At 63.3% G+C, this 12,275-nt stretch carries 12 protein-coding genes; 8 read left to right on the top strand and 4 right to left on the bottom strand.

What is annotated here, in order from left to right:
- Positions 1-25: 25 nt before the first annotated feature.
- A complete protein-coding gene (locus BCA01S_RS20845; RefSeq protein ID WP_027778573.1) occupies positions 26-847 on the top strand; it encodes a hypothetical protein in 822 nt (273 codons plus the stop codon).
- Positions 807-1,967 carry a GGDEF domain-containing protein gene (locus tag BCA01S_RS20850; RefSeq protein ID WP_027778574.1) on the top strand — a complete coding sequence of 387 codons (1,161 nt, stop codon included), beginning with the start codon at positions 807-809 and terminating at the stop codon, positions 1,965-1,967. The genes BCA01S_RS20845 and BCA01S_RS20850 overlap by 41 nt, the downstream gene beginning before the upstream one ends.
- 102 nt (positions 1,968-2,069) lie before the next feature.
- Here BCA01S_RS20850 and glgA read toward each other — a convergent pair whose 3' ends face one another.
- The 3 genes from glgA to BCA01S_RS20865 all read right to left on the bottom strand — a co-directional run bounded on the left by glgA (position 2,070) and on the right by BCA01S_RS20865 (position 5,613).
- A complete protein-coding gene (glgA, locus tag BCA01S_RS20855) occupies positions 2,070-3,656 on the bottom strand; it encodes a glycogen synthase GlgA (RefSeq protein ID WP_027778575.1) in 1,587 nt (528 codons plus the stop codon).
- Between the two features lie 272 nt (positions 3,657-3,928).
- A complete protein-coding gene (locus BCA01S_RS20860) occupies positions 3,929-5,401 on the bottom strand; it encodes a sodium:solute symporter family protein (RefSeq protein ID WP_027778576.1) in 1,473 nt (490 codons plus the stop codon).
- Positions 5,398-5,613, bottom strand: a complete 216-nt coding sequence (locus BCA01S_RS20865; RefSeq protein WP_027778577.1) for a DUF3311 domain-containing protein — start codon at positions 5,611-5,613, stop codon at positions 5,398-5,400. Before BCA01S_RS20865 ends, BCA01S_RS20860 begins: the two co-directional genes overlap by 4 nt.
- A gap of 387 nt (positions 5,614-6,000) precedes the next feature.
- Between BCA01S_RS20865 and BCA01S_RS20875 the strand changes: the two genes are divergently transcribed.
- The 5 genes from BCA01S_RS20875 (at position 6,001) to BCA01S_RS20895 (ending at position 11,596) form a co-directional block, all read left to right on the top strand.
- Entirely contained in the window at positions 6,001-6,681 is a 681-nt protein-coding gene (locus BCA01S_RS20875) for a MarC family protein (protein ID WP_027778578.1), read from the top strand.
- Between the two features lie 242 nt (positions 6,682-6,923).
- Positions 6,924-8,030, top strand: a complete 1,107-nt coding sequence (locus tag BCA01S_RS20880; RefSeq protein WP_027778579.1) for a porin — start codon at positions 6,924-6,926, stop codon at positions 8,028-8,030.
- Between the two features lie 171 nt (positions 8,031-8,201).
- Complete coding sequence (locus tag BCA01S_RS20885) at positions 8,202-8,651, top strand: sugar dehydrogenase complex small subunit (RefSeq protein ID WP_088173701.1); 450 nt, start codon at positions 8,202-8,204, stop codon at positions 8,649-8,651.
- A 3-nt stretch (positions 8,652-8,654) separates the two neighbouring features.
- Positions 8,655-10,277: a GMC family oxidoreductase gene (locus tag BCA01S_RS20890; protein WP_027778581.1), complete on the top strand. Its 1,623-nt coding sequence runs from the start codon at positions 8,655-8,657 to the stop codon at positions 10,275-10,277.
- A 2-nt stretch (positions 10,278-10,279) separates the two neighbouring features.
- Positions 10,280-11,596, top strand: coding sequence for a c-type cytochrome (locus BCA01S_RS20895; RefSeq protein WP_084166897.1), 1,317 nt, complete (start codon positions 10,280-10,282; stop codon positions 11,594-11,596).
- A gap of 22 nt (positions 11,597-11,618) precedes the next feature.
- Here the strand turns inward: BCA01S_RS20895 and BCA01S_RS20900 are convergent, their stop codons facing one another.
- A complete protein-coding gene (locus BCA01S_RS20900) occupies positions 11,619-11,831 on the bottom strand; it encodes a hypothetical protein (RefSeq protein ID WP_027778583.1) in 213 nt (70 codons plus the stop codon).
- Between the two features lie 186 nt (positions 11,832-12,017).
- On the opposite strand from BCA01S_RS20900, the gene BCA01S_RS20905 reads away from it, so the two are divergent.
- Complete coding sequence (locus tag BCA01S_RS20905; RefSeq protein ID WP_027778584.1) at positions 12,018-12,263, top strand: DUF6723 family protein; 246 nt, start codon at positions 12,018-12,020, stop codon at positions 12,261-12,263.
- Positions 12,264-12,275: the final 12 nt, after the last annotated feature.

The raw sequence follows: 12,275 nt of genomic DNA on the forward strand, positions 1-12,275 counted from the left end.
CGGAAGAATTCCGGAGCGTATTGCGATGTACAACGATCCCGACTTGCCTCCTGTCCGCGGACATGGAGACGATGCGCGCTTCGAGAGCGGCGATGTGGAAGACACAGGCTTGACGCCCCGCTTCGGACGCCTCGCGCTATGCGTGGCGGCGGCGAGCGCGCTCGCGTTCGGCGTGGTGGGCACCGTGGCCTACGGCGTCTGGTTCAATAGCGACCAGCAGACCTATGCCGAGGCCATCGCCCGCGCTCGCCAGGCGTTGCGCATGCCCACGCCGAACAACATGGCGTCGGCGCTCGCGAAAGCGTCCGCGCAGGCGGACACTGCGCTCGCGACCAGCGCGCAGGCTGCGCCGCCCGCAGCCGCTATCGTGGGAGCACCGCTCGTGACATCCGCGATCAGCGCTCAGGCACCGGCACCGTTACTCGCACCGACACAGAGTCCCGGTCCCGTCACCAGTTCGCCCGCGGACCCGATTGCACTGCTTGATCTGCCGGCGGTGCCCGCGAAGTCGCCGGTGTCGAGTGCGGAGAGCCGCAAGCCGTCGGTGTGGTCTGGACAGATCAGCCGTCCGGAGGACGAGGAGGAAGTGCTCGCGGATAATGCCGAGGCCGTGCCGTCGGGCACGGCAACCGGCCCGGCCGTTTCGCCTCGCTCAATGCAACGTACTGCCGGCGCGGCAGAGCGTCCCGGGCGAGCGGCGAAATACGCGCAGCAGGAGCGCCGCGCTTCAGCGACCAGCGCACGACGCAAGCCCAACCTGTTTGCAAGGATGGGCTCCTTCTTTCGACGCGTAAGCTACCGACAACATGGCAGCGGAAGTCAGCAAGACCCCTACTCGCATCCCTGAAACGCTTTTTGCGTTGCCCCGGGAATCCGGCCGCGCCAACGGATGGCGTCTCACGCCCGGTCCCGCAACCGTCGCCGTGGCGTCGCTGCTGTGCCTGCTGATCGGCCTGCTGTATCTGGCGTTGCAGATCAGAACGGTGTTCGCGGATCAGGTCAAACAGGAATATGCGGGCCTCGTGCTCGAAGCCGTCGAGCGAGCCGAGACCGCGCGCGCGCGCGTCGGCGTATGGGACCAGGTGCCGCACGCCCGCGATGCCGCAGCGGAGGGCTACGGGCAGGCGCGCGCCGAACTGACGCGGCGTCTCGCGTCGCTCGCCGCGCTCGTGAACGCGAGTCCTGCGAATGCGCCGCGTATTCCGTCGTCGGTGTTGTTGCCCGATGCGACGTTCGCCGAAATGGACAGGTTGCTCGGCGACGCGTCGTCCTACTGGCATACACAACGCGATACCTATAGCGCGGACATGCGCAAGCGAATCACCGGCGTCGCGCACATGCTCATCGCAGTGGCGGCGCTGCTTTTCTGCCTGCTCATCACGGCGCTGGGCATGTACGCCAAACGCAACCGGCAGTTGGCCGGCCAGTCGCATGAATTCAAGCACGCGGCGCTGCATGATCCGATGACCGGGCTCGCGAACCGGCGCAAGCTTTTCGCTGCGCTGGAGGAGGCCGCTGCCCAGGCGTCGATGTCGGCGAGTCCGCGCAAGATGGCCGTGCTGTATGTGGATCTGGACGGCTTCAAGAAGGTCAACGATTCACGCGGTCACCGTGTGGGCGACGAATTTCTGGTCGCGGTGTCGCGGCGTTTTCGCGAATCGGTGCGCAAAGAGGATGTTGTCGCGCGCATTGGGGGAGACGAATTTGCAGTGCTGGTTCAGGAGTTCGCCGAGCAGGAGGAGTTGCGGCAGATCGCGCAGCGCCTGATCGCCTGCGTGGCTCGCACCGACGAACAGATGGGCATGGGCATGGTTCGCGCGAGCATCGGTATAGCGAGCTACCCCGATCTCGTCGACGACTATTGCCGCCTCGTCGCCGCCGCCGACGAAGCGATGTATCGGGTCAAGCGCAGCGGCAAGGACGGCTTCGCGTTTGCCTCGCGCGCAGCTGAGGCGCGCGCCGGCTAGCCTGGGCGTTGCGCCCTCAAGCGAAGCGGCTGCACCTTTGATGATGCGGCTGCGCCTTCACGGCGCAGGCCATTCATTACCGCCGCTCCAGCCATCACGCCGTCACGCGGTTCGCGCCAACTCGCCCACACCGGCATTGAACGTATCTTCGCTGCGAACTCGCCGTGAGTTCGCAGGGGCTGCAGTTCTCGCCCGAACATGCGTATCGGGCACCGCAGGATGTGCGTCGACGAGACCTGCATATAACGCAAGATAGTTCGATGTCGACACTTCCCAGCCCGAGTCGCGGTTCATCGCATTGCGCTGCAACGCATGCCACGACGCGGGCCGCACGAACGCGGCCAACGCACGGCCGAGCGCATGCACGACGTCGTGCGGATTCTCACCATCGAACAGGAAGCCGGTCGCGCAATCTTCGTCTCGCGCTTCGTGCGGCGCGTAATCGACGATCGTATCCGCGAGCCCGCCCACCCGCGAGGCCACCGGGATCGTGCCGTAACGCATCGCATAGAGTTGCGTGAGTCCGCACGGCTCGAAGCGGCTGCCGTGCAGCAGAATGTCCGCGCCCGCGTGCAGCATGTGCGCGCGCGGCTCGTCATAACCGATCTGCACGCCTACACGCCCCGGCCACGCGGCGGCGAGTTCCTGCATCGCATGTTCGAGCCCGCGTTCGCCTTGTCCGAGAATTGCGAACTGCAGACGCGGATGCTCTTCGAGTAGTCGGGGCAGCGCGTGTACCACCACGTCGGCCAGTTTCTGTTCGGTGAGACGGCTGCCTATCGCGACGAGCGGCGCGAACGGGTCGCGCGTCAGGCCAAATGCCTGTTGCAATTCGCGCTTGCACGCCTGCTTGCCGGCGGTGTCGTCGACGGAATAGGGGCGGGCGATGTATTCGTCGGTGGCCGGATTCCACACGGACGTGTCGATGCCATTCACGATGCCGCTCAGTTTCCCTATCTGTGCCTGCAGCACGCCTTCCATTCCGTGGCCGAAGTGCGGCGTGAGAATCTCGCGTGCATAGCGCTGACTGACGGTCGTCACGCGATCCGCATGCACGATCCCGGCCTTCATCATGCTGAGCGAACCATAGAACTCGATGCTGCGCTCGTCGCTCAGTGCCGGCGCGAGCAACTCCGGCGGCACACCGATCCAGCCGCCCATCGCGAGCGGATGATTGCCCTGGAACGCGAGATTGTGAATCGTGTAGACGCTTTTCGCGGCGACGCCTGCGAGCCGCATGTAAAGCGGCGTGAGACCTGCATGCCAATCGTGCGCGTGCACGATATGAGGGCGTTTCAGGTTGCGAACGCCGCGCGCGACACGCGTGGCCGCCGCCGCCAGCGAAGCAAATCGCGTGAGGTTGTCGAGATAATCGTGTCCTTGCGGGTCACGGTATAAGCCTTCGCGCGCAAAGAGGTGATCCATTTGAAGCAGCAGCACCGTCACGCCGCTATCGGGCATGCGGGCGCGAAGCAAACGGGCGTCGCCGCCTGGCAGGCCGGTCATCCGCGCAACGTAACTAACATCCACGGCACGCTCGAGGGCGTCCGGATAAGCGGGCATCAGAATCGAAACGTCGACGCCGGCATCGCGCAAAGCTGCGGCATAGGCGCTGACCATGTCGCCGAGTCCACCCGATTTGGCGAGCGGTAGGGCTTCGGAAGCGACAAGTAGTACGTTAAGCGGCAAGGTGGCCCCCAGAGGACGCGTTTTGCACTTGTGCAGTGCGGCGGATTCACAGGGCCATCTAACAGCAAGCCGTGTGCCCGGCGCGTGCATTGAGTTTGCGGCCGGCTGACCGCCATGCTGCAGTGCGTGCCGCTCGCGCGTCGGGGCACCCGGTTCGTTCTGAGCGCGCGTTTCTTCATGCGAATGTAGTTTTGACCTCCTGAATTGCCGGGCGGAAACAAAAAAGCCGTCGCGCGGAGCGACGGCTTCAGTAAGCGCAAGGTGCGCTCGATTCAATGCGCCGATGCGTGCGTATGCTCGACGCGTCCGCTTTGCGTCATCGCACTGACAATGATGAATACGACGATGTTGACCGCCAGCGCAACGAAGCCGATGTTCACGTCTTTCAGCGCGTCGGGCAGGAACGGCATTAATTGCCCGATCGTCAGATGCATGGTCGTGGTGATCGCCACCACGGCGACGCCCGCAACGATGCCGCAAAACGCGCCCTGCCTGGTCGCCCGGTTGCGCGGGAAAAGGCTGCAGATAACCGCGGGGAAGAGTTGCGTGACGAAGCTGTAGCCCATCAGCAGCAAGGCGACGATGGTTTCGCCGCCGTGCAGCGTGAAGGCAACCGCCACGAGCGCGACGACCGGCACCAGGATTCGCGCGAGATTGGCGACCGTGGCGTCCGTCGCGTTGCGGTTCACCATGCCGCGATAGACGTCGTTGGCGAGCAGCGTGGATGCCGAGGTGAGGATCATCGAGCCCGGCACGAGCGCCGTCAGAATGCCGGCCGCGCCGATCACGCCGACGAACCAGGGGTCGAAGGTCTGCAGCGACAGGCGGAACAGCGACAGGTCGATGTCGCCGCCCTTCAGACCCGGCACCTTCAGCGTCGCGGCGAAGCCCACGAAGAACACGAACAGCAGGATCAGCTGGTAGAGCGGCAGCACCATCGCATTGCGGCGGAAGATGCGCTCGTCCCTGGCGGTGAATATCGAGCCAAAAGTGTGCGGCCACATGAAGAAGCCGAGCGCCGTCAGCAGCACGGTGGACTGGAACCACGTGACGCTCGAACCCTTGGCGGGGAAGGTCAGAAAGCCGGGACGGGCGGCGTCGATTGCATGGAACATTTCGCCGAGGCCGCCGTAGTAATGCAGCGGCAGATAAATGCCAAGGAACAGCACGATCGCGAGAATCAGCAGATCCTTCACGACCGAGTTCCATGCCGAGCCGCGCACGCCCGACACAATCACATACACAGTGACCACCGCGGCGCCGATCCAGATCGCAGCGGTCGACGAGATCGCGCCATACGAAGCCGTTGCGACAATGATGCCCAGGCCCTTTAACTGCAGCACGAGGTAAGGGATCAACGCGGCCACGCCAACCAGCGCGACAAGCGTGCCGAGCGCGGGGCTATCGTACTTGCGGCTGAAAAAGTGCGGCTGCGAAACGAGACGGTGCTGTTTCGCGTAGCGCCAGATCGGCGGCAGCATCCAGTACGAAAGGATGTATGCGAGCGTGCCGTAGGCGAGAATGTAATAGACAGGCGCGCCCTTGCCATATGCAAAACCGCTGCCGCCAAGGAACGTGAAGGTCGTATAGATTTCGCCGGCCATCAGCAGGAACACGAAGGCGGTGCCGAAGCTGCGGCCGCCCACAGTCCACTGTTCGAGGCTCATGTCATGGCCATGCTTCGCGCGCACGCCGAGAAAGAGCGCAAAGAGCGTAATGGCTGCAATGATGACGAGTGCGCTCATGGCCGGACCTCCTCGCCGTCAGCGGCGACGTACCGGTTCGACGCGTCGAGCCGATACACGATCGCCATAATGATCGAACTCAACACCACCCACGCGACGATCCAGCCCAGCACGAACGGCATGCCGAGCACAAGCGGCTCGACCCGGTTCACAAACGGGACACCGAGCAAAATGCCGATGAACGGCAGCGCGGCGAGTACACGAAGCAACATGGGGCAACTCCTCGAACTGTAGGTACGTCTCGTTGAAAGTGCGGCTTCGCTGGCGACTGTATGCCGGATGCTTCGGTCCCGTAAAGTAAGTCAAAAAAGTGTAGGCTTTTCGAAAGTTGCGGACGCATCGATCGGCACTTCAAATGTGTGCTCGTGTTGCGCCGCAATGTGCGACGCGCGCGAGTGGGCGTCGCGGTGCATCCAGAACATTCACGCCTTTCTATGCAGGTTCGCGTTTCTACCGGGTTCATATCGCGCCGCGCTATGATCTCGCCACGCAACGCGCGCAGGTCTGGGGGGCTTCGGCGCTTCAGTTCAACTACACGGCGCGGCGCACCAGTGTGCAGCAGTCGCAGTGCCTGGGCCGCCGCTCGACACGGATCGCATATGGTCGAAAGTCTGATCTCGGACATTCTGTTCGGCTTTACCGGGTTGATCAGCATCATCAACCCGATCGGCATTGCTTTTGTTTTTCTCGACCGGACCGCCTCACTGACCACCGAGGAACGCACCGCACTCGCAAGAAAGATCGCGATCAATGTCGTGTGCGTGCTACTGGTGGCGTTTTTTATCGGGACGCCGATTCTGCATTTCTTCGGCATTTCGATGCAGGCGCTGCGCATCGGCGGCGGCCTTGCGGTGGCGGTCGGCGGCTGGCAAATGCTGAATGCACCCGATACACAGCCGGCCGAACAGCCGACCGTCAAGCGCGTGGATGCGGAGAACGCCAAGGCGCGAGCGTTCTTCCCGCTGACCATTCCATTGACCACCGGACCGGGCTCGATTGCCACGGCCGTCGCGCTGACCGCGAACCGCACGCATAAGCTATCGGAGTTCGTGCTGTCGAGCATCGCGTCGGTTGTGATCTCACTCGCGGTCGCGCTCACCGTCTACCTGATCTACAGCCGTGCTGTCATCTTCGCGCGGTACCTCGGCGTGGAAGGTACCAAGGTGGCGATGCGCGTTTCGTCCTTTCTATTGCTGTGCATCGGCGTGCAGATCATGCTGACCGGCTTTTCGGAGTTCCTCATTCCGATCGCGACGATGCAGCCGGCGGCGAACCGGTAAGCAGACGCGTAGTCGAGTGCATGCGTCGCAAAAGTCTATTGCGCGAAACGGGTAGTTAGCCAGGCGCGCATCGCCTATAGTTCGGCGGCACTGCGTGTAGTTTTACAACATCGCGCGTGCCATCTCCTCTGGCAGCACCTGGCGTCGAGCCGCATCACTTCGAGCCGTCCGCAGTTCGCATTGCGTCATGCAGTGCTCATGCTTTGCCCCATACCGCGTCACACGTAACTCACGCCAATACAATGAGACTACACACAAAACTGGTGGCCGCTCTTGCGGTGGCAAGTCCGCTTGCATATGGTCAAACAAGCGTAACGCTATATGGCCGTCTGGATGCCGGCGTCGAATATCTGAATCACATCAACAACGGCACGGGCGGAAGCTCCAACCGCTGGCGCGCCGAAGGCGGCGATTGGGGCACCAGCATGCTGGGTCTCAAGGGCAATGAAGAACTGGGCGGCGGACTGAAAGCGATCTTCACACTGGAGACCGGTCTGCAGGTGATGAACGGCACGACGAGCGACGGACGGCTCTGGTCGCGGCGCGCCTTCGCCGGATTGAGCAGCCAGCAATGGGGCACGTTGCAAGCGGGGCGTAATCTTTTTATCGACAGCGACGGCGTTTGGGAATTCGATCCGTTCGTGCAGCAGGCGTTTTCGTCGGCGTCGCTCGTGCGGGGTCGCAACTGGCAGCAGACCAGCAATAACGTCGAGTATCACAGCCCGGTGTTCTGGGGCTTCGACGTGCAGGCGCAGTACGCGTTCGGCAATCAGCCGGGTGCCTTCAACAGCGGCGCGAGCGGCGAGTTCGGCCGCTCGGACGGCATCATGCTGACCTACCATTCGCAGCTCTTCGACGTGCGCGGCATCTACGACGAACTGCGCGACAGCAACGGCCGCTTCTCGAACATCTTCCAGAGTTCGCGCGAGTACTTCGTGGGCGCGAACGTGCATTTCGACGCGGTGAAGATTCAGGGCGCCTATACGCATTACTCGGCGCCGGACTCGCCGGCCGGCGTCGCCGACACGGCCGACCACTACTGGCTTGGCGCGACGTACAGCTTCCAGCCGCGCTGGGCCGTCACCGCGGGCGGCTACTACGTGAAGGTGGGCGACGGCAGTGGCGACGCCGCGCATGATCCTTCGGGCCACGCGATGATGTACGTGCTCGGCACCACGTACAACCTCTCGAAGCGAACATTCCTTTACGGCACCGTAGGTTACGTGCGCAACAGCAGCAACGCGAACTTCTCGCTCGAAGCCTCGCCGCGCGATTCGACCGGCAACACGAGCCCGCTCGTCGGCGAGTCGCAGACGGGCGCCTATATCGGCATGCTGCATCAGTTCTGAAGCGCGGCGTGATTGTCAGGCAGCGCCTTTCGTTAATCGCATATCACACGCTTCATTTCATTACCGGCATTACCGTATCAACAAGTTTTGAACCACGCCTCACAAGGGATAAGAACATTGACTCCACAAGACTCTCTCGGCGAGCGCGCCGCGAGCGGTGAGCCGTCGACCATGACGCGCCGCCGCTGGCTGCAGGGCGCGCTCGCGTTGACGGCTGCTGGCCTGACCGGCTCGCTCACGCTCAAGGCACTGGCCGACGACTCATCGTCCGCTCCCATCGACACCTTCATGACGTTGTCGCAATCGCTGACCGAAAAGTCCGCGCTCGATCGCGACGTCGGCACCCGGCTCTTTGCCGCGCTGCAGAAGTCCACGCCCGAACTCGCGCAGCAGTTACCGAAGCTCGCAGGCGCGCTCGCCGCCGGTTCCGCCGATGCCGCTCAACAAGCGCTTGCGCTGAAGATCATGGAAGCGTGGTATCTCGGCACCGTCGATGACGTCGTCATTACCTATGAGCAGGCGCTCATGTTCGGCGTGGTATCCGACACGCTGATCATCCGCTCGTATTGCCCGAACAAGCCCGGCTTCTGGGCCGCCAAACCCGTCGAGAGGCAAGCATAAGCCATGGCCGATAAACAACAGAGCACTGAGCAAGCCGATATCGTCGTGGTCGGGTCGGGGGTCGCCGGAGCGATCGTCGCGCATCAGCTGGCGCAGGCCGGCAAGTCCGTGATCCTGCTCGAAGCCGGGCCGCGCATGCCGCGCTGGGAGATCGTCGAGCGCTTTCGCAATCAGGCGGACAAGATGGATTTCATGGCGCCGTATCCGCCGAGCAAATGGGCGCCGCATCCCGAGTACTATCCGCCCAACAACTATCTGATCCTCAAGGGCGAGCACAAATTCAACTCGCAGTACATTCGCGCGGTCGGCGGCACGACATGGCACTGGGCCGCGTCCGCGTGGCGCTTCATGCCGAACGACTTCAGGATGAAAACCGTCTATGGCGTGGGCCGCGACTGGCCGATGCAATACGAGGAGCTGGAGCCGTATTACCAGCGTGCCGAAGAAGAACTCGGCGTGTGGGGCCCGACTGACGAAGAACTCGGCTCGCCGCGCAGCCAGCCTTATCCGATGGCGCCGCTGCCGCTGTCGTACAACGAGCAGACCATCAAAAGCAAGCTCAATGCGTTCGACCCGCGCTATCACGTCGTGACGGAACCCGTCGCGCGCAACAGCCGTCCGTACGATGGCCGTCCGACCTGCTGCGGCAATAACAACTGCATGCCGATCTGCCCGATCGGTGCGATGTACAACGGCATCGTGCACGTTGAAAAAGCGGAGCAGGCCGGCGCCAGGCTGATCGCGAACGCGGTGGTCTACAAACTCGAAGTCGGCACGGACAAGCGCATCGCGGCGGCCCTGTACAGAGACGCGCAGGGCAACGAGCATCGCGTGGAAGGAAAGTATTTCGTGCTCGCCGCGAACGGCATCGAGACGCCGAAGATCATGCTGATGTCACAGAGCCACGACTTTCCAAACGGCGTCGGCAACAGCTCCGACATGGTGGGCCGCAACCTGATGGACCATCCGGGCACGGGCGTCACGTTTTACGCTGACGAAAAACTGTGGCCGGGGCGCGGCCCGCAGGAAATGACCTCGCTGATCGGCTTTCGCGACGGCGCTTTCCGTTCGACGGAAGCGGCCAAGAAAATCCACCTGTCGAACCTGTCGCGAGTGGATCAGGAGACCCAAAAAATCTTCAAGCAAGGCAAGCTCATCAAGCCCGCCGAGCTCGATGCGCAGATTCGCGACCGCTCGGCGCGCTTCGTCGAGTTCGACTGCTTCCATGAAATTCTGCCGCAGCCCGAAAACCGCATCGTACCGAGCCGCACCGAGACCGACGCGATCGGCATTGCGCGGCCCGAGATCACTTATCGCATCGACGACTACGTGAAGCGCGGCGCCGCGCACACCCGCGAAGTTTATGCGAACGCGGCGAAGGTACTGGGCGGCAGCGAAATCCAGTTCAACGACGAATTCGCGCCGAACAACCACATCACGGGCGCGACGATCATGGGCAGCGATCCGCGCGATTCCGTGGTCGACAAGCATTGCCGCACGTTCGACCACCCGAATCTGTTCATTTCGAGCAGCGCGACGATGCCGACCGTCGGCACCGTCAACGTGACGCTGACCATTGCCGCGCTAGCACTGCGCATGGCCGACCAGTTGAAGAAGGAAGTGTGAACGTGTTGAAGAAGACTTTTTTCTGGATGCTGGCCGGCGCCTTCGCGTTGTCTTCGGCGCTGCCCGTTTGCGCATTCGCGCAGGACGCCAAGGCGGTGGACGGCAACGACGCGGTGTTGATCAAACGCGGCGAATATCTCGCCACCGCCGGCGATTGTATGGCGTGTCACACCACTGCGAAAGGCAAGCCGTTCGCGGGCGGCCTGCCGCTCAAGGTGCCGATGCTCGGCACGATCTATTCGAGCAACATCACGCCCGACCCGCAAACGGGTATCGGCACGTGGTCGCTCGAAGACTTCGACCGCGCACTGCGCAAGGGCGTGTCGAAGGACGGCCATAATCTGTACCCGGCGATGCCGTATGTCTCCTACGCGAAGGTCAGCGACGGCGATGTGAAGGCGCTATACGCGTACTTCCGCTACGGCGTGGCGCCGGTGCAGCAGGCTACGCGCGCGAGCGACATTGCATGGCCGCTCAACATGCGCTGGCCGCTCACCGTATGGAACTGGATGTTCCTGAAGAGTGGCCCATATCAGGCGAAGCCTCAACAGAGCACCGAGTGGAACCGCGGTGCGTATCTCGTGCAGGGGCTCGCGCATTGCAGCACGTGTCACACGCCGCGCGGCTTCGCGATGCAGGAACAGGCGCTCGATGAAACCGGCAGCGGCTTCCTCGGCGGCTCGGTGCTCGCGGATTGGGACGGCTACAACATCACGTCGTCGCCGGACAGCGGCATTGGCGGATGGAGCCGTACGCAGCTCGTGCAGTATCTGCAAACCGGCAGCGTGCCCGGACTCGCACAGGCAGCGGGGCCGATGGCTGAGGCGGTCGAGCACAGCTTCTCGAAGATGAGCGACGCCGACATCGGCGCCATCGCGACGTATGTGCGCACGGTGCCGCCGGTCAACGACGGCGGCGGCCAGAGCGGTTCGCGCTCGCGCAGCGCGTGGGGCAAACCGTCGACGGACGTAGCGCGCCTGCGAGGCGTTGCGCTGAACGACGGCACGCTCGATCCCGGGCGGCTCTATCTGGGCAATTGCGCGACGTGCCACCAGGCGAGCGGCAAGGGAACACCGGACGGCTACTATCCGCCGTTGCTGCATAACTCGACGGTGGGTGCGTCGAATCCCGGCAACCTGATGCAGGTCATTCTGCACGGCGTGCAACGCAAAGCCGCAGGCAACGACGTCGGCATGCCGGCCTTCGCCGCAGAGCTAAACGACGCGCAGATTGCCGCGCTCACGAACTACGTGACGACGCAGTTCGGCAACCCCGCGGCTGCGCGCGTGAGCGAGAAGGACGTTGCCCGGCTGCGCTGAGCGCGACTGCATGACCGCCTCGTCACGCGAGCCGTGACGAGGCACGCATTGGCGGCGGCTTCGCGGGCGGGTCGCCTTCCGGCGCGGCAGGCGGCAGCCCGCCTGGGTCGTCGTCGGGCGTTGCAGGCGGATCAGGATCGATGTTCGGAGGCGGCGGCGCCTCCGGATCGACCTCGGGCGGCATCGGCGTGTGCATGACGAACGCCACCCCATCGTGCGAGTTTGAACCGGCCATCGTTACCTCCAACTTTTGTCTGATCATGCGTGCAACGCGCATGTCCCTTTGCCCCCGATCGCCCTTTGCGTAATGCGTTTCGCGCGTGGAACGGCCATTGCTGTCATTCAGCGCGCAATGCACCAGGCATTGTGCAGTTAAGCGTGGGGTGCTCATCGAGCATCGAAAGGGATAGGGAATACACAAATGGCGCGACATAAGGCCGACGTTGCTGACGACGACTTCGAGATTTTCGCCAGCTATCACGGAACAGGCGACGGCCGTTACGTAGGTGGACTGAAGGTCGTCCGCAGAGCGGATCGAAGGATTCTTTTTCCGTTCGACGGTGCGCCGGAAATCGGGCCGTACGAGACGGCCGACCAGGCGCGCCGTGCCGCCATCGAGTACGGCAAGCAGATCGTCGCGGCCGACCGCAAATCGCCAGAACATTGACTGCGGCGCGTC

Source organism: Paraburkholderia caledonica NBRC 102488, from assembly GCF_000685095.1.
GTDB classification, from domain to species: domain Bacteria; phylum Pseudomonadota; class Gammaproteobacteria; order Burkholderiales; family Burkholderiaceae; genus Paraburkholderia; species Paraburkholderia caledonica.

Excerpts from the sequence above, each read along its gene's own strand:
- BCA01S_RS20845 (WP_027778573.1), top strand. The coding sequence starts at position 26 with ATGTACAACGATCCCGACTTGCCTCCTGTCCGCGGACATGGAGACGAT.
- BCA01S_RS20850 (WP_027778574.1), top strand. The coding sequence starts at position 807 with ATGGCAGCGGAAGTCAGCAAGACCCCTACTCGCATCCCTGAAACGCTT.
- BCA01S_RS20860 (WP_027778576.1), bottom strand. The coding sequence starts at position 5,401 with ATGAGCGCACTCGTCATCATTGCAGCCATTACGCTCTTTGCGCTCTTT.
- BCA01S_RS20865 (WP_027778577.1), bottom strand. The coding sequence starts at position 5,613 with ATGTTGCTTCGTGTACTCGCCGCGCTGCCGTTCATCGGCATTTTGCTC.
- BCA01S_RS20875 (WP_027778578.1), top strand. The coding sequence starts at position 6,001 with ATGGTCGAAAGTCTGATCTCGGACATTCTGTTCGGCTTTACCGGGTTG.
- BCA01S_RS20880 (WP_027778579.1), top strand. The coding sequence starts at position 6,924 with ATGAGACTACACACAAAACTGGTGGCCGCTCTTGCGGTGGCAAGTCCG.
- BCA01S_RS20885 (WP_088173701.1), top strand. The coding sequence starts at position 8,202 with ATGACGCGCCGCCGCTGGCTGCAGGGCGCGCTCGCGTTGACGGCTGCT.
- BCA01S_RS20890 (WP_027778581.1), top strand. The coding sequence starts at position 8,655 with ATGGCCGATAAACAACAGAGCACTGAGCAAGCCGATATCGTCGTGGTC.
- BCA01S_RS20900 (WP_027778583.1), bottom strand. The coding sequence starts at position 11,831 with ATGGCCGGTTCAAACTCGCACGATGGGGTGGCGTTCGTCATGCACACG.
- BCA01S_RS20905 (WP_027778584.1), top strand. The coding sequence starts at position 12,018 with ATGGCGCGACATAAGGCCGACGTTGCTGACGACGACTTCGAGATTTTC.